This window comes from Psychromonas saccharinae, from assembly GCF_051201515.1.
In the GTDB taxonomy this organism is placed as follows: Bacteria; Pseudomonadota; Gammaproteobacteria; order Enterobacterales; family Psychromonadaceae; genus Psychromonas.
Genome location: NZ_CP195153.1, coordinates 1,003,080 through 1,026,271, shown reverse-complemented (window position 1 = coordinate 1,026,271; position 23,192 = coordinate 1,003,080). Strand labels below are relative to the sequence as shown.

At 39.7% G+C, this 23,192-nt stretch carries 21 protein-coding genes; 11 read left to right on the top strand and 10 right to left on the bottom strand.

From position 1 onward, the window contains the following. Positions 1-22: 22 nt before the first annotated feature. From ACR30L_RS04595 to ACR30L_RS04575, 5 genes are all read left to right on the top strand, one after another. Complete coding sequence (locus tag ACR30L_RS04595; RefSeq protein ID WP_435236866.1) at positions 23-991, top strand: ABC transporter ATP-binding protein; 969 nt, start codon at positions 23-25, stop codon at positions 989-991. 3 nt (positions 992-994) lie between these two features. Then, a complete protein-coding gene (locus ACR30L_RS04590) occupies positions 995-2,038 on the top strand; it encodes an ABC transporter ATP-binding protein (protein ID WP_435236865.1) in 1,044 nt (347 codons plus the stop codon). Beyond that, complete coding sequence (locus tag ACR30L_RS04585; protein ID WP_435236864.1) at positions 2,035-3,897, top strand: ABC transporter substrate-binding protein; 1,863 nt, start codon at positions 2,035-2,037, stop codon at positions 3,895-3,897. The genes ACR30L_RS04590 and ACR30L_RS04585 overlap by 4 nt, the downstream gene beginning before the upstream one ends. A gap of 76 nt (positions 3,898-3,973) precedes the next feature. After that, positions 3,974-4,534, top strand: a complete 561-nt coding sequence (locus tag ACR30L_RS04580; RefSeq protein ID WP_435236863.1) for an acyltransferase — start codon at positions 3,974-3,976, stop codon at positions 4,532-4,534. Beyond that, on the top strand, positions 4,527-6,779 hold the full coding sequence (locus ACR30L_RS04575) for a heparinase II/III domain-containing protein (RefSeq protein ID WP_435236862.1): 2,253 nt from the start codon (positions 4,527-4,529) through the stop codon (positions 6,777-6,779). The genes ACR30L_RS04580 and ACR30L_RS04575 overlap by 8 nt, the downstream gene beginning before the upstream one ends. A 55-nt stretch (positions 6,780-6,834) precedes the next feature. On the opposite strand, the gene ACR30L_RS04570 is transcribed toward ACR30L_RS04575, so the two are convergent. Beyond that, on the bottom strand, positions 6,835-7,332 hold the full coding sequence (locus ACR30L_RS04570; protein ID WP_435236861.1) for a GNAT family N-acetyltransferase: 498 nt from the start codon (positions 7,330-7,332) through the stop codon (positions 6,835-6,837). A 277-nt stretch (positions 7,333-7,609) separates the two neighbouring features. Between ACR30L_RS04570 and ACR30L_RS04565 the strand changes: the two genes are divergently transcribed. Continuing rightward, positions 7,610-8,617: a hypothetical protein gene (locus tag ACR30L_RS04565; RefSeq protein WP_435236860.1), complete on the top strand. Its 1,008-nt coding sequence runs from the start codon at positions 7,610-7,612 to the stop codon at positions 8,615-8,617. A 12-nt stretch (positions 8,618-8,629) separates the two neighbouring features. On the opposite strand, the gene ACR30L_RS04560 is transcribed toward ACR30L_RS04565, so the two are convergent. The 4 genes from ACR30L_RS04560 to ACR30L_RS04545 all read right to left on the bottom strand — a co-directional run bounded on the left by ACR30L_RS04560 (position 8,630) and on the right by ACR30L_RS04545 (position 11,967). Further along, a complete protein-coding gene (locus ACR30L_RS04560; protein ID WP_435236859.1) occupies positions 8,630-8,962 on the bottom strand; it encodes a YnfA family protein in 333 nt (110 codons plus the stop codon). 138 nt (positions 8,963-9,100) lie between these two features. Continuing rightward, positions 9,101-10,420, bottom strand: coding sequence for a DUF2314 domain-containing protein (locus tag ACR30L_RS04555; protein ID WP_435236858.1), 1,320 nt, complete (start codon positions 10,418-10,420; stop codon positions 9,101-9,103). Positions 10,421-10,594: 174 nt separating this feature from the next. Continuing rightward, complete coding sequence (locus ACR30L_RS04550; protein WP_435236857.1) at positions 10,595-11,086, bottom strand: ATP-binding protein; 492 nt, start codon at positions 11,084-11,086, stop codon at positions 10,595-10,597. Between the two features lie 17 nt (positions 11,087-11,103). Further along, positions 11,104-11,967, bottom strand: a complete 864-nt coding sequence (locus tag ACR30L_RS04545; protein ID WP_435236856.1) for a CPBP family intramembrane glutamic endopeptidase — start codon at positions 11,965-11,967, stop codon at positions 11,104-11,106. Positions 11,968-12,170: 203 nt separating this feature from the next. On the opposite strand from ACR30L_RS04545, the gene ACR30L_RS04540 reads away from it, so the two are divergent. After that, positions 12,171-13,238, top strand: coding sequence for a hypothetical protein (locus tag ACR30L_RS04540; RefSeq protein WP_435236855.1), 1,068 nt, complete (start codon positions 12,171-12,173; stop codon positions 13,236-13,238). A gap of 9 nt (positions 13,239-13,247) precedes the next feature. Further along, positions 13,248-13,610, top strand: coding sequence for a hypothetical protein (locus tag ACR30L_RS04535; protein WP_435236854.1), 363 nt, complete (start codon positions 13,248-13,250; stop codon positions 13,608-13,610). A 92-nt stretch (positions 13,611-13,702) separates the two neighbouring features. Here ACR30L_RS04535 and ACR30L_RS04530 read toward each other — a convergent pair whose 3' ends face one another. The 3 genes from ACR30L_RS04530 to ACR30L_RS04520 form a co-directional block, all read right to left on the bottom strand. After that, positions 13,703-14,674: an IS30 family transposase gene (locus ACR30L_RS04530; protein ID WP_435236853.1), complete on the bottom strand. Its 972-nt coding sequence runs from the start codon at positions 14,672-14,674 to the stop codon at positions 13,703-13,705. Positions 14,675-15,073: 399 nt separating this feature from the next. Beyond that, positions 15,074-16,864 carry a sodium-extruding oxaloacetate decarboxylase subunit alpha gene (gene oadA, locus ACR30L_RS04525; protein ID WP_435236852.1) on the bottom strand — a complete coding sequence of 597 codons (1,791 nt, stop codon included), beginning with the start codon at positions 16,862-16,864 and terminating at the stop codon, positions 15,074-15,076. 61 nt (positions 16,865-16,925) lie between these two features. After that, positions 16,926-18,341, bottom strand: a complete 1,416-nt coding sequence (locus tag ACR30L_RS04520; RefSeq protein ID WP_435236851.1) for an acetyl-CoA carboxylase biotin carboxylase subunit — start codon at positions 18,339-18,341, stop codon at positions 16,926-16,928. A gap of 167 nt (positions 18,342-18,508) precedes the next feature. Between ACR30L_RS04520 and ACR30L_RS04515 the strand changes: the two genes are divergently transcribed. After that, positions 18,509-19,471: a LysR family transcriptional regulator gene (locus tag ACR30L_RS04515; protein WP_435236850.1), complete on the top strand. Its 963-nt coding sequence runs from the start codon at positions 18,509-18,511 to the stop codon at positions 19,469-19,471. A gap of 102 nt (positions 19,472-19,573) precedes the next feature. On the opposite strand, the gene ACR30L_RS04510 is transcribed toward ACR30L_RS04515, so the two are convergent. After that, a complete protein-coding gene (locus ACR30L_RS04510; RefSeq protein ID WP_435236849.1) occupies positions 19,574-20,473 on the bottom strand; it encodes a PfkB family carbohydrate kinase in 900 nt (299 codons plus the stop codon). A gap of 476 nt (positions 20,474-20,949) precedes the next feature. Between ACR30L_RS04510 and ACR30L_RS04505 the strand changes: the two genes are divergently transcribed. After that, positions 20,950-21,333 (top strand): hypothetical protein, encoded by a 384-nt coding sequence (locus ACR30L_RS04505; protein WP_435236848.1) that lies wholly within the window; start codon positions 20,950-20,952, stop codon positions 21,331-21,333. 170 nt (positions 21,334-21,503) lie between these two features. Beyond that, positions 21,504-21,668 (top strand): hypothetical protein, encoded by a 165-nt coding sequence (locus tag ACR30L_RS04500; RefSeq protein WP_435236847.1) that lies wholly within the window; start codon positions 21,504-21,506, stop codon positions 21,666-21,668. 22 nt (positions 21,669-21,690) lie between these two features. Here ACR30L_RS04500 and ACR30L_RS04495 read toward each other — a convergent pair whose 3' ends face one another. Then, the gene (locus ACR30L_RS04495) at positions 21,691-23,094 is read right to left on the bottom strand and encodes a PLP-dependent aminotransferase family protein (RefSeq protein WP_435236846.1); all 1,404 of its coding nucleotides are present in this window, start codon (positions 23,092-23,094) and stop codon (positions 21,691-21,693) included. Positions 23,095-23,192 lie beyond the last annotated feature (98 nt).

Sequence of the window (23,192 nt, the reverse complement as noted above, 5' to 3'; positions counted from 1 at the left end):
TTACATGAATAGAGCTTAAATTATGCGTAAAAAACTACTTGAATATAAAAATGTTGCCGGTCAGTTTCATACCATTGAGGGAAAAACAAACACACTTAATGATATAGACCTGACTATTTATGAAGGCATGAGCCTCGGGATTGTTGGCGAATCTGGCTGTGGTAAAAGTGTTACCGCACGTTTACCTATTCGCTTATTACCCGAACCGATGTTTACCGTCACCAAGGGTGATGTGATTTATCATCGCAATGACACACCGTTTCATGTACTAAAAACAAAACAAAACGGAAAAGAAATTAACAAAATCCGTGGTAAAGAAATTTCGATGATTTTTCAAAAGCCAATGAGTAGCCTGAGTCCAATCCATACAGTGGGTAGCCAGATGAGTGAATTAATCAGGCAACACACGTCAATGACCAAAAAAGAAGCTAAAGAGCATGCCATTAGTATGTTGGAACGTGCGCGAGTTCCCCGTGCTCGTGAAGTTTATGATGACTACACATTCCAATTATCCGGCGGTATGCGACAACGTGTCATGATTGCAATGGGCGTACGCCTGCTATTTGCAGATGAACCAACAACCGCATTGGATGTAACGATTCAGGCGCAAATCCTTGGCCTTATCAAAGATATTCAACGAGAAGAGAATATGGCATTAGTGCTTATCACCCATGATTTGGCCGTTGTTGCCAATATGGTTGATGAAATAGCGGTATTTTATCTTGGCTATATTGTTGAACAAGGCACAACGGATCAAGTTTTAAAAGACCCCAAACATCCTTATACCAAAGCATTGATAGACTCAATTCCGACACTTCATACCAACGAGCCACTTAAGCCCATTAAAGGCAGTATACCGGATCCTTACAGTAAAATTACGGGATGCCCATTTTGGATGCGCTGTGACAAAGCAACCGCAAAATGTCGCAAAGAAGTACCTCCTTTTGTTACACATGAAAATGACCACAAGGTCAGATGTTTCGAGGCATAAATTATGGATTATAACACGACCCCACTAGTAGAAGTTGAAGGGCTACAAATGCACTTCAGTATGAAAGGCGGTGCATTTAGCCGTCGAGCAGGCGTAATCAAAGCGGTTGATGGCGTCAGTTTTAAGGTCTTTCCCAATGAAACATTTGGTTTAGTTGGGGAGTCCGGCTGTGGTAAAACAACCGTTGGTCGCGCTGTGTTAAAGGCGATTGAGCCCACTGGCGGTAAAGTCATTTTCGACAGCAAAAGCGGTAAAAAAATCAATCTTGTTCCAATGACAAGTGATGAACTTCGCCCTTACCGTCAAGAAGTACAAATGATATTTCAAGACCCTTATTCTTCGCTTTCCCCAAGAATGACGATTCAAGAAATTCTGGAAGAACCACTCAGGTTAGCAGGCCATACGGATAAAGAGTATCTGTTTGAACAAGCTAAACATATGATTGAACAAGTTGACCTAAGAAGCTCGCACTTAATGCGTTACCCCCATGCATTTTCCGGTGGACAACGTCAGCGAATTGGTATTGCCCGCTCACTAATAACCCATCCACGCTTTATCGTAGCCGATGAAGCGGTGAGTGCATTAGATGTCTCTGTTCAAGCGCAAATCCTCGAAATTCTCGCCGAACTTAAAGATAAAATGAATCTTTCCTATCTGTTTATCTCACATGACTTAAGCGTCATTAAATACATCTGTGACCGTGTTGGCGTGATGTACCTAGGCAGAATTGTAGAAGTAGCTGAAACCGATGCGCTATTTCACAGACCGTTACACCCTTATACCGAAGCGTTAATGTATGCAATTCCTGACATTAACGAACGACAAATTCGCAGCGATATTCTGGCGGGAGAAATTCCTGATGCAGCTAATCCCCCACCAGGGTGTGCTTTCCATAATCGTTGTAAATACGCGACCGATAAGTGTAGGACTGAAGTACCAGCATTACGGGAATTCACCGACACGTTCAATGGTAAAGAGATATTGAGAGAGAGTGCTTGCCACTTTGTTGAAGATATATATTACAAACATGATGAGGAAATTGTATGAAACGTAAACTTATAACAATGGGGCTACTGTTAGGCTCATTGAATGCGTGGGCTTACCAAGAAGCACCATCATTAACAGCGCTGGTTGATAAAGGCGAACTTCCTTCTGTAGATAAACGTCTTCCAGATAACCCAATGGTAATAACCCCAATCGACGAAGTGGGTAAATACGGTGGTGTTTGGCGTCGTATTGAACCAAACTATCAATTTCATGAATGGAGTAATGAACCTCTTGTTTCACTTGATGATAATCAAGAATATGTCCCTAACTTAGCGGAATCTTTTGAACTGTCTGACGATAAGCGTACTTATACTTTCACTTTACGTAAAGGAATGAAGTGGTCAGACGGTATGCCATTCACAACCGCTGATGTTGCCTTTTGGTACAATGAGGTTGAGCTAAATAAAGATCTAAATCCAAGTGTTAAATCTCTATTTAAATCCGCCGGTGAGACTGCTAAGCTAAAAATTATTGATGCACAAACTTTTCAATTAACTTACAAAGCGTCTAACCCAAACTTTATTGAAATGCACCAACGTTCTACCATGGAGTTTCGTCTCCCTCAAACCCCCATGCATTACTTAAAAAATTATCTTCCCAAGTTTGCAGACAAAGATGAACTTGCGAAGAAAATTGAAGATGCAGGTATGACCGATTGGCGCCAACTATTCCACAACCGTTGGAATACACGTGCAAATACTAATCCGGATTTACCCGTTCTTTATACTTGGGTTTACAATACCGATCCTCAAGAACTTCAGCAGCAGGCAATACGTAACCCGTATTACTGGAAAGTTGATACAGCAGGTAACCAATTACCTTATATCGACGGAATGTCTTGGCCATTAACGGCAGAACCACAGGTTAGGATCCTAAAAGCACTTGCGGGTGAAGTTGATATGGATCGAATCTCTAAGTTAACCAGTGATTTCACCGCATTGAAAAAAGGTGAAGCGCAGGGTAATTACAAGACGCGTATGATGGAACTCGATGATCACGCTAATATGTTAGTACTTTATCCAAACCAAGATTACACCGGTGAAGATAAAGAAGTTCAACGCTTAATGCGTGATAAAAGTTTCCGTCAGGCGCTTTCTTTAGGCATGGACCGTGATACACAAAATCAGATTTTAGGTGTCGGTCTTTCTACGCCAGCGCAATCTGTTCTTTTACCAACATCACCCGGTGGTAGTCTTGAAACAAGTGAAGCTTACACTAAAATGGATCGTGTTAAAGCCAATAAAATGTTAGACGCACTTGGTTTAACTGAGCGAGATTCTGAAAAATATCGCTTAGGTAAAGACGGTAAAAATTTAACCTTCTTAGTGCATTTCCAAGCGGGCCGTAAAATATCAGAAGAAGGTGCAATCCTAATGAAAGCTGATATGGATAAACTCGGTTTACGCTTTATCATGCGTTCTGATGAGAAAAGTTACTTTGAGCAAATTCGTCGTGGTGGTGATTATCAAATGGTATTACATAACAATACCTCTGGTTTAAATCCATTATTTGGTGCGAATAACTACTTCCCTGTTATGTCTGAAAATAACTATGCGCCTAAACAATCGGCTTATTATCTGTCTAAAGGTGAAAGTGGTAGAAAACTAACACCTGAAATGCAAGAGTTAGCTGATGATTACGAAGCGTTATTGAAAGAAGCGGATAAAAAAGCCTTCGCTGCTAAAGTAGACGAAGTAATGAAACTTCACGCTGAGAACCTATGGGCGATTGGTCTGCTACGTTACACTCCTTCTCCAGCTGTTGTGAGTAACCGTATGCACAATGTACCTAAAAAACTTTACTCAGTGTACAAAAGTCCTTTCTATCATTTGAAAGAACAATACTATATTTCAGAGTAACCCCGAAATATAACAACCTCAGGGGCTCAACACTGAGCCCCTGTCTGTTCAAAAAATTCAGTAATGGAGCCAACTTATGTCCGTACAAAAACAACATGGTGGTGAGTTAAGTGATGAAGAATTCCGAAAATTCACGCTCTATTGTAATCAAAGTAATAACTACCATGACGATACCAAACGCGCACAAATACTTGGCCAACATGGCGAAGATGTTAGGATTTCCCCTGGGGCTATCGTTCGTATTAAAGACAATCAAATAGGGAAAAAATCCTATATCGGTTTGTACAGCTATGTAAATGGTGATATTCAAATTGGCGAAAATGTATTAATCGGTCCCCATGCCAATATTGTCGGTTCAAACCATCTATTCAATCCAGCAGACGATTTTTTCAGCGCAAGAACCGATGAAGTTTCTGGCAAAGTCATTATCGAAGACGGTGTTTGGCTAACCGGCGGCGTAACAGTCACACCCGGTTGCCATATCGGAAAATGCGCACTTATCTGTGCAAATTCAGTGGTCACAAAAGACATTCCAGCCTATGCCATCGCCGCTGGCACCCCCGCTAACGTGATAGGCAGTATCGATCCCAAAACGGGCGAATACCACTGGTTTAACAAAGGGAAAAACAATGATTAAATTTTCCAGAACCCATGACTTTCAAGTCCATTTGTCACCGAGTCCAAGTTACCCTGCCGCAGTCAATCCACCTAGTTTTAATTGGCCCGAAAACATTGACGCTCAACAATATCGACTCGAACTAAAAAATATTTCAAGCAATGAGCAATGGACTTGGGAACAAGTAAACTCGCCAATGCAACTTGATCACACCTTACCACTTGGCGATTATCAATGGCGGTTAATTACACACGAAGCCAACAAGCGAGACCAAGCGTCTGAATGGATTGACTTTCAAATCACCGCACAATTAGATAACTATTTAGCACCAACGGCACAACAACTGTTCGACCTCTGTGATGACCGCGAACAATGGCTAATGTATTTCGATGAAGATATCGACACGATCAAACACTATTCCACGGATATTTACGCAAAACTAAAACAGACCGCTTCACTCTCACTTCCCATTACCGGCATCACTTATCCGAATCATTATCAACGAGGTCAAGAAGAAGGAAAACGAGAAGCAATTGCCAATGCCAGACTCTGGATTGACCGAGATTTAATGGTTCATACACTGCTCTATAAAATATGGGGAGAAGAAGTACATGGCGCCGAAGCGATCAACCGATTATTAAAACTAGCAGAATGGAGTCCAGAAGGTCCCGCCTCATTATTACGGCCTTGTACTTGGGGAGATGAAGTCGGTTGCTCATTGGCACGTAACCTATTTCTTGCTTACCATTGGTTAAGTCCACTATTGACAGCAGACGAAAAATCCTTGTTTATCCGCCCGATGTTAGTCCGCATTGCTCGACAAATGATAGAACGGCTGAATGAAGATAACTTTAAACAATATCCAGGTCATTCACATACATCCCGTTTGCCGGGTTATTTAGGCCTAGCGGCATTAACACTGTATCGAGAACATGATCGTGAAGAATGCCAGTCTTGGTTAACAGAAGCACTCACTATATTCCGAGGGATCTTCCCCTTTTACGGTGGTGTCGATGGAAGCTGGGTTGAAGGATCCTTTTACGCATCAACCTATAGCAAATGGTACCACCCGTTCTTTTTAGCCACTGAACGGTTATCTGGCTTCTCGTTTTATCAACACCCTTTTTATAAAAACTTCCTCCATTTTGCCCAAGACTTTATTGCCCCTGATCAACAAACTCACCCTTTTGGGGATGGTTTTTGGTGTCGTACAGATGGCAAAGAATGGCCAGGATTTTTCGCTCAAAATCCACTAAGAATTTATGCGGGACGATTTGGGAATCATGCAGATTTTCAACAATCACAAGCACTCGAAGACAAAATCAGCGACTATCGCTTACATTTACTCGATGTTGTACCAACGGTTAAACAAATCGAATTTAATACCGCCGTTAAAAGTAAAATACCAGACGAAACAAAGCAAGCAGAACAACGCGTGCTCAGTCATTTTTACGCTCATGCCGGTTTAGGTAAATTAACTCAGCAGCAAATGGCGCTGTATTATCGGGCAAGTGTATTTGGCAATAGTTCTCACCGTCATGGCGATCAAGGTAATATCGGCTTTTTTGATAAAAATATAGGTATACTTGTTCCCACCGGTAGCTACGGCTATCGCTTTGGCAGCAAACATCATAGCCAATGGACGCGTCAAACTATTGCTCATAACCTGCCCTTAATTGACGGGCAAGGACAAAAACTCGATGATCAAAGTGCCACTGCGCATATGGTGCAGATCCGTAGTGAATCGAACTACCATATTGTCACCTTCGATTTAAGTGAGTCTTACGATAAACCACTACAACGTTTCTTCAGAAGCTTGGTATTAGTCGATGGCTATGGTTTGATCATCGTTGATAACCTTGTATTAAATGAAGACAAGAAATTGAACTGGCGTTTACATAGCCCATTAAATGCGAGCCAAAGGACGAATAACAACACAATATCCCTAACTGATCCGGCCAATGGTATTGATCCATACAAATGTCATGTCATCAGCCACTCAGATATATTGCCAACGTTAGTACATGGTTATGAAGGTGAACTTAATATTCCAGAAAGAGCGATTGAATCCGATGCCAGCAAAGACGTCGTCCATATCGATTGGTCATTACCAGAGCGTCGTCAACATCATCTCGTTGGTTGCTGTATTAAAGAAACAATGGATTTTCCTACTGTTCGTTATTTGCACGATAAAGAAAAACAGGAAACTATTATTGAATTGACCGTACAAGATCAGCTTATTTCTATTACACCGATACAGGACTAAAAAACACACGGTTAAAGTGCTCTATTATTCGCTTTAACCATCACTCTCGATAATATTAACTCGATGTTGTTTCAGTTTTATAAACGGTAAAACCTCGGCGTTTGTAATTATTAAGTGCAGCGGGATGATCCAGTGAACAAGTATGCACAACCACACGTTTTGTGTCTGGTATTGCCCACGCTTTCTTAATTGCCTGTGACAAAAAATAACCACCAAATCCCTTTCCAATAAATGCTTCAGCAAGACCAAAATACTCAATTTCAGTATTCCCCTCACCACGAATAACTAACTCAAAATATCCGGCCACCGCGCCTTTATAATAACCAACCCAAGTTTTCACTAAAGGTGATTCAACATAGGCTTTCCATTCACTGTCCGGCACGCTCAGTTTATCAATCCACTGCCATGCGCTGCCGACTAATCGATAAAGAAATTGATTGAATCGATATTCATCTATTTCTGCTTCTACAATCACCAGCCCTTGCGATTCAGTCTTTTCTAACAGTAACGATTTATCATTCATTGCTAAGTAATAGGTTGTACATGCTGGCATTGCTGTTTCTCCATCTGTCTATTGCCATTCATCAAGGTAGCTTACCCGTCTCAAGACGAATCATAAATAGTTATTCAAATGTAACTACTCAGGGATTTAGCTCAAGGCGAAAAAGCGCAGTTTAGTGGTTTAAAAGAGCATTTTTCAACGATGAAATAAAGCTTAAAGGGCGACGGCCTGAGTAGTTACATTCAAATAATGGAAACAAATCGCATAACTGCGAGTCATATTGTTGGTGGTCGCGCTTTCGGATAGACTGATCAACCGGTTTAAATTAATGATAACTAAGGAACGTTTTCTGAAAAACAAGCTACTTATTATTTCGCTTATGGCGCTATTACCCATCGGATGGATCACATCATGTACAATGATGAATGCTAAAGCCGTTGCCTCTAGTCCGTTTTTAACTGGCTACATTACTAGCGATCAAATTGATGAAACCAGTGGTATTGTTGCCTATCGTACTCATGCAGGGATATTTTGGATTAATAATGACAGTGGCAGTGAAGCAATACTTTATGCCGTTAATGAACAAGGTAAGCACCTCGCTACCCTCACAATTTTAAATGCAGAAAATCATGATTGGGAAGATTTATCGACGGTGACGGTTCAAGGTGTTAATTACATTGTTATCGCAGATACGGGCGACAATGACGCCGAAGGTACCAACTATCAACTACACTTTATCAAGGAGCCTATTTTAAATATAAGCGATCAGATACAACAACAGTTTAGCGCAACACCAGCATGGACAGTCAACTTTACTTACCCAGATAAACCAAGAGATATCGAAGCCGTTGCAGTCGATCCGATCCATCAACAAGTGATGCTCCTAAGCAAACGAGAACAACCCCATCAATTACTTACATTGCCTATCAAACAACAAGCTAATACCAAACTAATGATGGCAACACCACTAGGCGACATTCCCGATTTCCCGTCACCGCTAAAACTACGACTTGGTATTTTTGATATGTTTAATTACTCGAATATGCCAACCTCCATGGATATCTCACCAGATGGTTCAATGGCCGCCGTATTAACCTATTCAAGCGCTTATTTATATTTAAAAAATGGTCATGAAAGTTGGTTAGCAGCTTTTTCGCAGACACCGAAACGCATTGACTTCCCAACATTAAAACAAGCAGAAGCCATTGCTTTCGATACATCGGGAAAGTACCTTTACATCACCTCCGAACGTACCCCATCACCGATACTAAAAATCGATCTAAGCCAATATATCTCCATGCCACTTAATGATACTTTGTCTGGGCAAGATAAATAATGGTTACATTAATTAAATGTTTCTCGGTGAAAACATAATAATCGCCATGCCAATTAGTGCGACAAATCCCCCGAACATATCCCATAGGGTCGGTTTTATCCCATCCACAAGCCATAACCATAATAGCGCGACAAAAATATAAACACCGCCATAGCCAGCGTAAATGCGTCCAGATGCGGTGGGGTGAAGGGTCAACAACCAAGCAAATAATGAAAGGCTCAACGTAGCGGGAACCAGTAACCAAATACTTTTATCTTGCTTAAGCCAAAGATACGGTAAATAACAGCCAACAATCTCGGCAACGGCAGTTATCGCAAACAACAAAATAGTTTTAAATTCCAGCATAAAACGCCCTATCGAAAAACAGCAACACACCTAATATACCCGTTACCATTCAAGATGCAGAAATCAGCATCTTGAATGGTAACGGGTATAGACACAACAAGCACAGTAATCATCACCGTACGGTTAACCCCAACACAATTAATTGACCTGAAACTGCTTAATCAATGCCCCTGTTTCATTCCCCTCTGAAGTCCCGTCAGGGTAATGTCTGATATAATCAAAAATATCATTCTGATTAATATCAACCTCTGAACCGCCTTTTAATGAAGGAATATAAAGTGGTTCGTTTTTAAGCAACCCTTTAATTTTCATCCCTTCCCAGGACTGCACTTCTACCCACATCCATTCAACACCACCATCAGGTGTAGTGAATGGTGCTTTTAATCCAATAAACTCACCAGGATTTAGTCCATTATTAAAATCAGCTCTTAATTGATTGAGTTTACTTTTTGCTTGTTGGCTTGCTGCTTCAATCAACTTATTATGTTTAACATATGAAACTTCATCTTCCCAACCAAACAAACTAGATAACAGTGTATCTTGTTGCTCACTCAAGGAAGTCCCTTCTATATTATTAAATAAAACTTCTATAATATAATTTTCTGGATCGCCTTTTTCCCATTTGCCATCGCCTATTTGAATCGAAATATTAGACACAGCGTTCTCTTTCAAACCGGCAACGAGTTCTTTTTTAAAACGAGTCTCCCTAAGCTCACTAATATTTAATTCAAGCATATCATTGTCATTAGGAAGAACGCCTTCAATCAAAGACTGCCCCATAAAATTAATCAGATTCCCCATCGAACGATTCTGCGACCAAGAAAAATTATTCACGACAATATCGGGTAAACCAAATTTCGCCATCCCCAATGTAATCGCGCGTATTCCTTCATTATGTTGATAAGCATGAATCACCGTTTGCTCATCAATATTGGGTACCAGACCACGCCAAGCATTTAGTCTTTTAGACTGCCAAGCTGCCGCAGTAAACAACTCCCTGGTTTCAGAGTCCCAAATTAAAGCCCCCACGGAATCCGCATAACTAAATACTGACTGAGTCACTTTTTTCAAAGAGGATAGGGAACTTTCCAACGGATAAGCAACATCAATAACTAACGCTAAACTTGATGCTTGAATTTGAGTGGCTTGCTGTTTATCAACTCCTCTTCCAAAATACGCTAAATAATCTAACCCCGGTACTGGATAAGCATTTTTAACATCTTTAATAACGGATAACGAAGCGACTGGTTTAAGTGAGACTTCCGGAAGTTGATCGACAAATTCGAAGCTAGAAAAGCTATTTTTTACCTGAGAAAGATTAATATCTTCACTTCCCGGATAAAAATAAAAAACAGTCCTAAATCGAATATCGTAATTATCCCCTGCAGCCTGACACACTTGTACTATTGATAAAAAAAAGGCCAAGATAACAGCCGTGTTTCTAATATTTAATTTCATATTCCATTATGCTCAATTAACGATGACGAAGCGATAACATCGCTTTTATCCGGTTACATTCAAATGACACGCACACAATAATTTACATTTACTTGATATTCAAGACGTCATTTATTTTTAACGCATCATAAGGTGAACAGACGTAAAAATTCACTAATATTAAGACATCTTTTATTAAACCGTAAAAACTTTATCGTTTTCACTGAGTTCAGGTGCTTCAAAAAAACCATCAAAAAACGTGATATCTTTTTCTTCTATCTTAAAAGAATGAGTATCATCCGCGAGGTTTCTTTTACGATTTCTTGCATATCGAACATCTTCAGGGATATCGAAGTAATATTGAACAACGTCACAACCTGCCTTTTCAAAAAAACAGCGAACCTCCTGTCGAGCAGACTGCTGCCAAAATCCCCAATCTAAATAAATATCGAGCCCACTTTTCACCAATTTAAGCGCCAAATGCTTTTGATATTCACAACACCCCGTATAGGTATCGTCAAGTTGCTCTCTTGTAGGGGTTTGTCCAAAAACAGCAAGCTGTAATTCGTCAAGTGAAAGAAAAATAACACCGGACTGCTCTTCCATTTTTCTTGCGTAGGTTGTTTTACCACAAGCCACTTTCCCGACTAACAGTATGACTTTTCCATAGGAAGATTGATTTGTCATAGTACTCTCAATTTAAATTAAGTTTGCACGTTAAGCATCGGATAGGTGAAGAAAAAGAAATGACAAACATCCACCAACCAATGGCATAAAATAGCCCACTCTAAGCGCTGCGTTTTATAATAAATAGTCCCATATCCCAACCCAGCGACTGCAGCAACGAAGATATAAGAAATCCCGCCAACAAAATGTGCTAAACCAAAAATACAAGCCACAATAATCGGTGCCAACAAGGCTAAACGGGGAGAGGTAATAACCTGAGCAAGTTTATGTTGCAATATACCTCGGAATAAAGCTTCTTCAGCAACACAGGTAAAGAATAGATTAATAGCAATAAACGCGAACCAAAAGTCAGGCACTTTAAAATCAAAATGAACCAACCCCAGTACTAAAGCCATCATAAGCGTCGATAAAATAGTTGCACCGATAATCAACAGGGGAATTTTAAGATTGTTTGCAGTGGCTATTTTTACTGTACCAGTATTGCTTGAAAAAAAGTAAGCTGCCAATAATAACCCAGCTATCCCTTTATCAAAGTTAGCATATAAGGTATAAGCAATCGCATCTGTGCTAATCGCTTCATTAACAACAATCGGCAAATTATTAAAACCGGGTATATAGTGCAATGCCAACGCTAGGGACGCAGCAACAAAAGCAACGCTTACTATTCTCCCTAACATTATTTTTTTTACGGTTAACAAACAGAAATACAACGCGACATAAAAAATAAGACTCACTACGCCGTATACATTAATATGCGCTTCGTAATAGGCACTAATAACACTTACCACCATTAAATAGATCCAAAGTGGTTGGCGCATCAGTGTTAATTTACAGTATGGAAAAACACAAAAAATCGACAGTGCTAATAGATAGAAAGTCATTTATTTTCTATTGCTCATTGTTGGGTTATTGAGAATGTAGAAAGATAATACCGCGAATCCTTAAACCACACACAACAAGTAAAATAGATAAGGATAAAACAACCAAATAAACACATCATAAAATATTATTTCCCCATTGATAAGTTAATGACTGCTTGATAATATTTTTTATTAATTAATGAGTATTATTAAAGGAATAATATATGCAAAATACTATCGAAATCTATTTTAATAAACAAGGAAACACCCAATTCCCACCTGAAGTTTCTAGTAATGAGGAAATACAATTATTTCGGAAAGATAACAAGCATATAATCGCAAATTTTATTCCTTATGGAGTTCCATTCGTTCTAAGAGACTACTCAAAAATAGATAACAAAGAAAATAAATGGCAGCAGTTACACCCTGAACTAGCCGCTAAATTTAGGGAACTACTTTTATTACCCTATGAACAACGCATTAATATAGCTACAATGTTATCTCAGCATAGTTCAAATATGCTAATAGCTGCGTCAGAATTTTATGAAACAGAACTTGCACCACTAAAAATAGCAGAGAAGTTTGACCCTCAACAACCCTCTAATCTTAACGGGTATGGAGCGGCTTTGGTAGGTATTGCTGAAAATAGATTAACGGCCTTCGGAAAAATAGTAACTGAATATCAAAAAACATTAGAAAGTATACGCATCGCTTCAATAAATAAAGCCCCAAAATCTGAAATTATAAAATTAGAGCAAAGGGCAACTAACTTAAATAAAACTTTAAACACAAAATTTACCACTGAGATCACTAAATACTTTAACAAGGCAGGGAAAAGGGGGTCTGCTTGGAATAACGCAACACGTGGTATTAATCAAGCTAGAACAGGTCGTCTTCGCAGTCAAATTGATTTATCAAGTCACTATAACTTTAAGCTACTTAAAGGTTATACAAAAATAGCAAAAGGAACAGGTATTATAGGCTTAGGTGTTGACGCTGGATTTCGAGCAGCCAACGTTTATGATAAATACCAGACAGGGGGTAACTGGCAAAAATCTGCAGCTATAGAAACAGCTGCTTTTGGAACAGCCAGTGCAGGAGGTATAATATTAGGTAGCTATGCAGTAAGCTGGGCTTTAGGACTTACTGTCGCCGCAACTCCTATCGGTTGGGTAATCCTTATTGGAGCAGGACTTGCAGCTGGATACACGGGGGCTGTCGCAGGTGATACTGTTGGACGAGGATTAGCAACCAGTGGGTACAATGCTAGCAATTACTTATTATCTAATTAGGAACTTTATATGTTAAACCTCCCCTTTGATGTTTGGTACTTTATAATTGGTTTTCCAATTTTAATTCTCTGGGCTATTGCAATTTTAACTTTTGGCCGTATTTCAATCCGTCATATTGAACGAGAGATGACTAAAAGTGGAGGAGGTGCACCGGAATGGGATAAAGGAATTGGCACAAGAGTTGTTATGTACGCAAGAATTATTACCCGTAAAAAAGTGAACAAGGTTACTTTATTTGATGAACAAGCTGTTTTAGATCACGCCAGAAAAATTGACTGGTACCTCGCATGGTTTTTACATATAACAAGTATTGCATTCTTCACTCTATGCTTTATGACTGTATTTTTCTTTAAAGATAAACTCCAAGAATAGCATAGATAAATTAGCAACCATGAAACTTAAAAGTAATCTTAGAAAACAATTGAAGTTTCATGACGCAGATTCAACTCTGAAGTGCATAACCACTAAGCAGCTATAGCTGCCATGTGTTCAGCCATTAATTTGGCTGGTAGTTTGTAATTTAGCTTTTTCCTTGGTCTATCATTCAGTTGCACTATTACATCTTCAACTTCTGATTGCGATACTTTTTTAAAGTCTGTTGCTTTTGGCCAGTATTGCCGTAATAACCCATTCGTGTTTTCATTCAAACCTCGTTGCCACGAACAATAAGGATCTGCAAAATAAACACCACAGTCTAAGTATTCACTCATCATTTCATGGTAAGCAAACTCTTTACCATTATCTGCTGTGATCGTATGTACGGCTTTTTTATAAGGTTGTAATAAAGCAATCGTCGCAGCGGTGACTGATTTAGCTGATTTGTCGTCAACACGAATAGAGACTGTAAAGCTAGTTTTCCGTTCAACGATAGTCACTAATGCACCACTGTGGCCTTTACCGATGACTAAATCTATTTCCCAATCCCCAATTCTGCTTTTATTATCAATAACCGTTGGGCGTTCATCAATGCTGACTCGGTTTTTGATAAAGCCGCGACCTGCCTGTTTATCCTTACTACGGGATTGGTAAGCCTTGCCTTTTCTACGCAGATGTTGAAATAATTGACCACCACGTTTCTTATCAGCCCAAACATGTAGATAAATTGTTTCATGGCTAATTAGAATGCGGTGTACTTCTTTTAACCAGCCTGATATTTGCTCAGGACTCCATTTCATATAAATCTTTGAATCAATTAATGCAATGAGGTTACTCGTCATTTTAATGGCCTTACGTGAATGTAAGCGGCGCCCCTGAGCAAGGGACTGGGCTTGCTTAATGCGATAACCTCGCTTTCCTGTATTACGAGAAAGCTCTCGACTGATAGTTGATTGACTCACTTTTAATTGCTGTGCAATTTTATTTTGGCTTATTCCTATTTTTTTTAATGCATAAATCTGGCATCTTAGCTCATAGGTCAGTTGATTATATGTTTTCATTGTTGCATCTCTTGCCGGAGAAAAGCGATTAGCATATATTCAGCTGACCACTTTTTCTACCTATTCAAGTTATGCACTTACTATTTGAATCTAAGTGATCTTGATTTAAAGGTTTTATAAAAGAGCGAAAGTTATATACCCATTGCCATTCAAGATGCAAAAATCAGCAAGCCATGAGGTGAGCAGATTCTAGGCATAAAGTTGAAGATCTAACGGGTTAAATCAAGACTTTATAACGACGAAGATGTTTGCCTCATGGCTTGCCCTACGGGTCCCTCGCTCAAATACCAATACTGCGTTGTAACATTTGATAAGGACCCGTCCTTGACATCATGTTACGCCTTGTCTTGGCATCCGAGCGAGTGACTGATAAATGCATCTTGATTGGTAATGGGTATATTAGCCAATCTCAACCAAAATCTCTCCCGGTGTGACACGATCTCCCTTGGTAACATGAACGGCTTTGACCTTACCTGCAATGCTGGCATGAACCTCCGTTTCCATTTTCATTGCTTCAGCCACCAGCACAGCTTGACCTGCAACGACGGTTTCGCCCTCTTTCACTAATACTTCAACGACATTACCTGGCATCGCTGCAGTAACATGACCCGCCTCTGTGGCACGTTTTCGACTTTTTTGTTGTCCATCATCAACAAATTCATTAAGCGATTCAAAAATCACTTCCCTTGGCACACCGTCCATCGACATATATATTTTACGTTTACCGGCCCCAAAATCACCAATACCGGTCACGGCAATATCATAACTTTCACCAGACACATTAATCTTAAATTCACTGGCAACTCCCATATCAGCTTGAGCATTATCCATGGGAATAAGAGCTTCCGCTACTAATGAACCTTCTCCTCGTTGTGTTAGGAAATCACGACCAAGATCAGGGAACATTGCAAATGTCAGTACGTCTTCATCGGTCAAAGCAAGATCGCCAATCTCTTCTTTTAAACGCAACATTTCTGGTTTAAGCAAATCGGCAGGACGCCCTTCCATTACGGTTTCATTGCCAATTGCTTTTTTCTGAAGATCGCGATCTACTGCTGCAGGGGCTTTACCATATCCGCCCTGTAAATAACGTTTCACTTCATTGGTAATGGTTTTATAACGTTCACCAGAAAGTACATTATAAACGGCTTGTGTACCTACAATTTGGGAAGTTGGCGTGACTAATGGCGGAAAGCCTAAGTCTGCACGAACACGCGGTATCTCAGCAAATACATCATCAATTTTATCTAACGCATGTTGATCCTTTAATTGATTGGCAAGGTTCGACATCATACCACCGGGTACTTGGTTAATTTGTACCGAGACATCTTCACGGGTAAATTCTGATTCAAACTGATGATATTTTTTACGTACATCACGAAAGTAATCGGCAATATCACTCAGTTTATTTAAGTCTAACCCCGTATCATATTCAGTCCCTTTCAAAGCAGCGACCTGTGATTCACAGGCGGGGTGACTAGTGCCACCAGAAAAAGAAGAAATAGCAGTATCGATTCCATCTGCTCCGGCTTCAATCGCCTTAAGCTGGCATAATGGCGCCAGACCCGCAGTACTATGACTATGAATAATAATCGGCACGGTTACCGATGATTTTAATGCATTGACTAGATCATAAGTTCCATAAGGAGTCAGTAACCCTGCCATATCTTTTAACACAATGGAGTCGGCGCCCATATCGACGAGATCTTTCGCCTGTTGTACAAACAAAGCTTCCGTATGCACTGGACTGGTTGTGTAACAAATCGTCCCCTGCGCATGTTTACCCGCTTGTTTAACAGCTTTCATTGCCGTCTCAATATTACGTAAATCGTTAAGAGCATCAAATACACGAAATACATCGATACCGTTTTCAGCGGCTTTATGAACAAAAGCCTCGACGACATCATCGGCATAATGACGGTAACCCAGTAAATTTTGACCGCGTAATAACATTTGTAAACGACTATTAGGTAGCGCTTTACGTAATGTACGTAGGCGTTCCCAAGGATCTTCCTTTAAAAAACGAACACAGGCATCAAAAGTCGCCCCACCCCAAACCTCTAATGACCAAAATCCAGCTTGGTCCAGTTTTTCACAAATAGGTAGCATATCTTCCGTACGTAATCGCGTCGCAATTAGTGATTGGTGTGCATCGCGCAGTGTAACGTCGGTAATCTGTATTTTGCTCATTGGTTTCACTCCAAAGTTTTGTTAATCCCTGTGATGGGCCTAAATTTTATATGCGTTTTATTTACAATCCGCAATGCGCTGTAATTGCCGCCGCGAGTGCCAATGCAATCTCTTTCGGAATGCCTTTTTCTGAATAGTTCAGTAGTTCCGGATGATTGGGTACAAAACTGGTATCGAACACACCTTTGGCAAAATCGGGATGGTTTAAAATCTGCTGATAATAAGTTTCGGTCGTTTTTACGCCACGTAAACGCATATCATCAAGCCCACGTTTACCTCGGGCAATCACTTCATCCCACGTTAGCGCCCAACAAATAAGCTTCATACACATAGAATCGTAATAAGGTGGAATTTCATACCCCGTATAAATAGCCGTATCCACACGCACCCCGGGGCCGCCCGGCGCATAATAATGGGAAATTCGTCCAAAACTAGGTAAGAAATCGTTTTTAGGATCTTCTGCATTAATTCTAAATTGAATCGCAAAACCGCGATAACTAATATCCTGCTGACGATAACTGAGCGGCAGTCCCGATGCGATACGTAGCTGTTCACGAACAATATCAACGCCGGTAATTTGCTCTGTGATAGTATGCTCAACCTGAACGCGAGTATTCATTTCCATAAAATAAACTTTATTCCCCGTGAGCAAAAACTCGACGGTTCCCGCATTCTCGTAGCCTACCGCAGCCGCAGCGCGTACCGCTAAACTACCAATATATTCACGTTGGTCGGGTGTCAATTGTGGGCTTGGTGCTATTTCGATTAATTTTTGATTACGACGTTGAATTGAGCAATCACGTTCGTATAAATGAATCACATTACCCTGGCTATCTGCTAGTACCTGTACTTCTATATGACGAGGATTAACAATACATTTTTCAAGGAACACATCGGCTGAACCAAAGGCTTTGGTTGCTTCAGAAATAACACGCGGATATTGCTGACGTAATTCCTGTGCTGAATCACAACGACGAATACCACGACCACCGCCACCCGAGGTCGCTTTAATCATGATCGGATAACCAAATTCTTCAGCCAATACAAGTGCTTGTTCGACATTATCAAGATTACCATCGGAACCTGGCGTAATGGGCACACCAGCAGCCCGCATACTATCCCGAGCTTGTGTTTTGTCTCCCATCGCATGAATAACCGATGATTTCGGGCCAATAAAGACGATACCTGCTTCTTCACAATAGCGCGCAAAATCTTCATTTTCAGATAGAAAGCCATAGCCGGGGTGAATCGCATCACAACCAGTTTCTAAAGCAAGATTAACTAATCGTAACGGATCTAAATATCCCGCAAGTGGATCTTCACCTAATGAATAGGATTCATCAGCCCGTTTTAAATGCAAGGCATAACGATCGGGTTCAGTGTAAATGGCAACCGAGCGAATACCCATTTCGGCACAAGCGCGTACAATACGGACTGCAATTTCACCACGGTTAGCAATCAGAACTTTCTTCAGCATACTTATCGGCTCCTTGAAAATTGATATAACCAGAACAAGATAAAAATATAAATGTATGTTCTCGCTGTTAATTTCTACATTAACCGAATTTTTTTAAACTGGACAATTGATATTTCTTTAGTCGCCTATAAGCTATACCTTATAGATAAATTAAGGAAAACAAACCGATGACTATCAGCGTACAAAAATTGGCTAATCGCTTATCATTTCGTCAGCTTCAGGTATTTAAAGCTGTTTATTCACTGAAAAGCTATAGTCAGGCAGGTTTCGAATTGGGCTTAACGCAACCCGCCGTGAGCAGTCAAATACGCCAGATAGAACAAGCATTAGCCCAACCTTTGTTTGAATATATAGGTCGCAAACTTTACACCACCGCTGCGGGAGACCGACTATTTAAAACCACTGACGTTATTTTTAATCAACTGCAATCGCTACAAGCTGATATTTGCGAGATGAAAGGACAGGTTTCCGGTGAACTAAACATCGCCGCAGTCAATACAGCACAGTGTGTTTTACCCTATTTACTAAAAGGCTTTATGGAACAACACCCAAAGGTTATTGTTAATGTAAAATCGGTGGACCGCACAAAGGGTATTCAACGTTTAACTGATAACGTCGACCATTTAGTTATTATGGGGATGGTGCCAAAGGGAAAGCCATTTGCCGCACTGCCATTTCTTGATAATGAATTACTTCCGCTTGTCCCACCGGATCATCCATTATTACAACAAGAGCAAGTTACTGTAACCGAATTTTTAAGTAGCCGATTAATGCTACGTGAGACAGGCTCGGGTAACCGACTTGCACTCGAACAACACTGTCAACAAATACGCGAAAAACTCGATCCTTATTTTGAAATTGACTCAAATGAAGGGTTAAAACATGCAGTAATGGCTGGGCTCGGCGTATGTGTATTACCCCGCCTAAGTGTACTCGCTGAATTACAAAATGGTTCGTTAAAAATACTCCCTCTTCCCGGATTTCCCCTTCGTCGTTCATGGAGTTTAGTCTACCCTCAAGGTAAACACCCAATACCAGCCATGCGCGCTTTTATTGACTATGTACAAAATAATATTATTAACATTGAGACGTTATTTAAGGAAGTAATGGGTAAAGAAAATATATTGTAAGTTTTAGGTTTATTTAAAAACAAACAATGAGAGCAAATTTTTCTTTTTGCCACTATTTGACTACCCCGTGAAAAATAGGCCCCCAAAAAAATCTAAATCCAGTTATAAAATATTTAGTGAGTCAAATTCATTCGTTGACAGTGTCCCACCTTTTGAACCGACGACAACAGATGAGATTGCATTGGCAATACGGAGGCTTTTTTCAAAACTGTATCCGCGTTGACGGCAGGCAATAACCGCCCCGATATGGGCGTCACCAGCTCCAATTGTATCGACGACTTGGGTAGGAATGGGGTCGATGTGGATAAATGAGCTTCCATCATACATATACGATCCGTCACCACCATCAGTGATTAAGATAGTATTTTTTGTATGGAGGAAAAGCGCTTTCGCAGCCTCGTATAAATCCGCTTTCCCCGTGTAAGCGATGATTTCATCTCGATTCAGATGTAGAACGGGTGAACGTTTAAAGATACGGTTAATCTTCGACTGACCAATTGAATTGATACGTGGACCCGGAGCAAAGAAGACCTCTAAATGCTGGTGTTCCTCTAGATACTCTATGATCGCATCCCCAGTCGGTTCTTCTACTTCCAACCCACACACATAGACTTTATTATATTCATCGATGGGAACTGCATCTAACCATTCTTTTGAGAACGTGTATTCAGCACCATGATAAGAGAGAAAAGTCCTTTCGCCATGGGGTTCTACATAGCAATAGCAACAACCATTGTCTTGATTGCTCACTTTTATATAAGAGGTTACGCCTTTTGAAAGAAGCTGCTTTTCTACGTACTCACCGTAAATACCAGTACCAACAGGCGTACAGAAAAGATGCGGCACGTTGAAATGCTGAATAATATTTTGCACATTATAGGCGCATCCGCCTATGGCCATGGACTGATGATTTATATGACAGTCCTGTGCCGTGCTGGGTAATCGGTCCACTTCCAAAATAATATCTAAGGCTGTAGAACCGATGATGAGTGTTTTATTCATTTGATCTCCCGATATCGAAGGACTAACAAAATTAAATGGATCGTATTTACTCACTTGTTTCTTCATATTTCAACCGGAAATCGCGCTTAAGTTATCTAACCCGTTGTATCGTCTACATACTGCTTTTATAAAAATGAGCAATGGTGTTATGGATTATTAACCGACAACGAATTAGTTCCTTCTCTATTTATTGCCCATAGAATAAAATCCATCATTAAGGCAATAAGCGTATTTATAGATTTTTCCTTGGAAAATAAGCGAAGTGTGAATATGATATAAATAACATATTAATCACTTTACAGTGATAATTTTAAGCTTGTGCTTTTAACACTAATTTTAGGCCGTTTACTGTTTATTTTAAGAGTCTTGTGGTTGTTTTATAATGAAACCGTTATTTTCACGATGAAAATGACAATTTACCATAATCTTCATCTTGTGCGGTTAACAGCAGTAGATAATAAAAATTTGGAGACAGAATGAACCTTGAACATGGAATTTTCACCGTTACTGTTGATACAAATATAATAATCATAACCATGAAAGGAAGTTTTAATGAGTTCGGTGCGAGAGCTCTTATAGACTCAATCAAAGCTAAAATAAAAAGTTTCAAGAGTGCAAAATTTTCGATCATTGTTGAGGATTTAGAGCTTGAAGGAATGACCCCTGAAGGATACAAAGAGATTAATAAATATAATGAATGGTTAAACGATCAGAACATGATAGCCAAAGCTAGGGTCGCTAAATCTACAGTAACGTTAGATATCGACAATCGATTAATTCCAGCGATAAAAAAACAAAATATAAAAATATTTGAAGATGTGCCTACTGCAATTGAATGGCTAAAACGTCAGTCAGAATAAGAGGCTATGGCTATATTTACCAAATTCCGATAATTCCGATAAAGCGGACATTAGTATTACTAGCTTCTCAGGCTGATTACAGCGTACACAATATGCTGACTTATCTTTATCCTGAAAGTCTCAAAAGCCACCAAAGCGGTCATTGAGCTTTTAAAAAATAGGTATATTTAGTGCAAGGCGCTATCGCCCCCATAGCGCCTTACAAACTAAAAATAAGTTACTCAATTAACTTTGCCACTACGAAGCTCGCAATGGGGAAAAGCGAACGTCATGGCTACTCAAATTTACACTATCTGAATCGCTATGGATTAAAACAAGCCAATAACAGTGGTTAACTAAAAGTCAAAATACAACTCATTACTTTTCTGTTGAGCACTCTATAATTAATTTAACTAAAATATTTAACTGTAACTCAACCTCTTTGTTAGTAATACTAAAACCAATATTCAAACGAAAACAATGAGGGTATAAATCTAATGTCGTAAAGTTCTCTCCAATAAGCACATCGAGCTTGTTTATTAACGCAAGCTTTCTCAACTTCCGAGTATTTAAGAGTGGGACTTCAACCCACAGCACAAAACCACCAGTAGGCTGACTTACCTTACTCTTAATGGGTAAATTTTTTTGTAAATAAGCAGTAAACAGCAGACTTTGTTGTTGTATGTGTAAGCGTATCTTTTTCAGGTGACGGATATAATCACCCCGTCTAATAAAGTCTGCAATAGCTAATTGCATGGGAGTGCTTCCCCCTTGATTTGCCAGTAAACGTTTTTGCAAATACGCATTAAAATAACGCCCTGGTAAACACCACCCTAATCGATATCCAGCTGCAATCGTTTTAGAAATTGAACCGCACCATAAAATATATCCCTTCCTGTCCCAATGCTTTGCTGGCAAAGGGATCACACCTTGATAGCCTAATTCAAGATAAACGTCATCTTCAATAATCGGTATTTTATATTGTGTTGCGAGATCAACTAACTTCTTCTTTTGTAATGCACACATTGAAATTCCCTGTGGATTCATATGAGAAGTGCAGAACAACCCTGCTTTTATCGTCCCAAGTTGCATCTGTTTTTCTAACTGCTCAAGGTCAATACCGTGTTCAACAGATGGGATCTCAACAACACGGCGATTCATTCCCCCTAATAAGTCTAATAACCCACTGTAACATGGCGAACTAATTGCGACAGCATCACCTACAATAGTTGTAACTTCAATAGCATGACAGATCGCATCTAAACATCCATTGGTGATCACACATTGCGTATCTGAAAAATGAAAATCAATATTTTTAAAATGCTTGCTGAGACTCTCTCGTAATATTTTCTCTCCTTGAGGTTCAGGATAATCGCTCAGTTGAGTGCCTTGTTGTTTCATTGCTCGACGAAAGCTCAGTTGTAATTTATTTATTGGAATTAATTCCGGGTCGTAGCATGCAATACCTAATGGGCTTGGGTTACTAAATGGGTTATGCAGCTTAGGTGCCTTTGGTTTAGTTGCTGAGCTTTGAAATGAAACTAAAGTAGGTAGTTCAGGTTTATCAGTTAGCTGTGATTTTTGTGCTACATAATAACCCGATTGGGGTTTTGCTATTAACCAACCTAAAGACTCTAAATGCTGATAACAATTTAACGCTGTTGTCATACTAACATTGTGCTGTAACCGGAACTTACGTAATGAGGGCATTTTACTATGTAAGACTAATTGACCCGATTCAATCTGTTGCACACACTGTCTAGCTAATTCAATATAGAGCATAAAACTGTACCCTTTTAAAAGTTTATTTTTGTATCTGTTCTCTTTGTAAGTTTACTGGATAATAACTACTAGGTCAGTAATAGTCATCAGTAATAGGA

Coding starts and splice junctions, on each gene's coding strand:
- ACR30L_RS04540 (WP_435236855.1), top strand. CDS start 12,171: ATGCAAAATACTATCGAAATCTATTTTAATAAACAAGGAAACACCCAA.
- oadA (WP_435236852.1), bottom strand. CDS start 16,864: ATGAGCAAAATACAGATTACCGACGTTACACTGCGCGATGCACACCAA.
- ACR30L_RS04530 (WP_435236853.1), bottom strand. CDS start 14,674: ATGAAAACATATAATCAACTGACCTATGAGCTAAGATGCCAGATTTAT.
- ACR30L_RS04585 (WP_435236864.1), top strand. CDS start 2,035: ATGAAACGTAAACTTATAACAATGGGGCTACTGTTAGGCTCATTGAAT.
- ACR30L_RS04505 (WP_435236848.1), top strand. CDS start 20,950: ATGAACCTTGAACATGGAATTTTCACCGTTACTGTTGATACAAATATA.
- ACR30L_RS04560 (WP_435236859.1), bottom strand. CDS start 8,962: ATGCTGGAATTTAAAACTATTTTGTTGTTTGCGATAACTGCCGTTGCC.
- ACR30L_RS04575 (WP_435236862.1), top strand. CDS start 4,527: ATGATTAAATTTTCCAGAACCCATGACTTTCAAGTCCATTTGTCACCG.
- ACR30L_RS04520 (WP_435236851.1), bottom strand. CDS start 18,341: ATGCTGAAGAAAGTTCTGATTGCTAACCGTGGTGAAATTGCAGTCCGT.
- ACR30L_RS04590 (WP_435236865.1), top strand. CDS start 995: ATGGATTATAACACGACCCCACTAGTAGAAGTTGAAGGGCTACAAATG.
- ACR30L_RS04580 (WP_435236863.1), top strand. CDS start 3,974: ATGTCCGTACAAAAACAACATGGTGGTGAGTTAAGTGATGAAGAATTC.
- ACR30L_RS04565 (WP_435236860.1), top strand. CDS start 7,610: ATGATAACTAAGGAACGTTTTCTGAAAAACAAGCTACTTATTATTTCG.
- ACR30L_RS04570 (WP_435236861.1), bottom strand. CDS start 7,332: ATGCCAGCATGTACAACCTATTACTTAGCAATGAATGATAAATCGTTA.
- ACR30L_RS04545 (WP_435236856.1), bottom strand. CDS start 11,967: ATGACTTTCTATCTATTAGCACTGTCGATTTTTTGTGTTTTTCCATAC.
- ACR30L_RS04510 (WP_435236849.1), bottom strand. CDS start 20,473: ATGAATAAAACACTCATCATCGGTTCTACAGCCTTAGATATTATTTTG.
- ACR30L_RS04515 (WP_435236850.1), top strand. CDS start 18,509: ATGACTATCAGCGTACAAAAATTGGCTAATCGCTTATCATTTCGTCAG.
- ACR30L_RS04535 (WP_435236854.1), top strand. CDS start 13,248: ATGTTAAACCTCCCCTTTGATGTTTGGTACTTTATAATTGGTTTTCCA.
- ACR30L_RS04550 (WP_435236857.1), bottom strand. CDS start 11,086: ATGACAAATCAATCTTCCTATGGAAAAGTCATACTGTTAGTCGGGAAA.
- ACR30L_RS04495 (WP_435236846.1), bottom strand. CDS start 23,094: ATGCTCTATATTGAATTAGCTAGACAGTGTGTGCAACAGATTGAATCG.
- ACR30L_RS04555 (WP_435236858.1), bottom strand. CDS start 10,420: ATGAAATTAAATATTAGAAACACGGCTGTTATCTTGGCCTTTTTTTTA.
- ACR30L_RS04595 (WP_435236866.1), top strand. CDS start 23: ATGCGTAAAAAACTACTTGAATATAAAAATGTTGCCGGTCAGTTTCAT.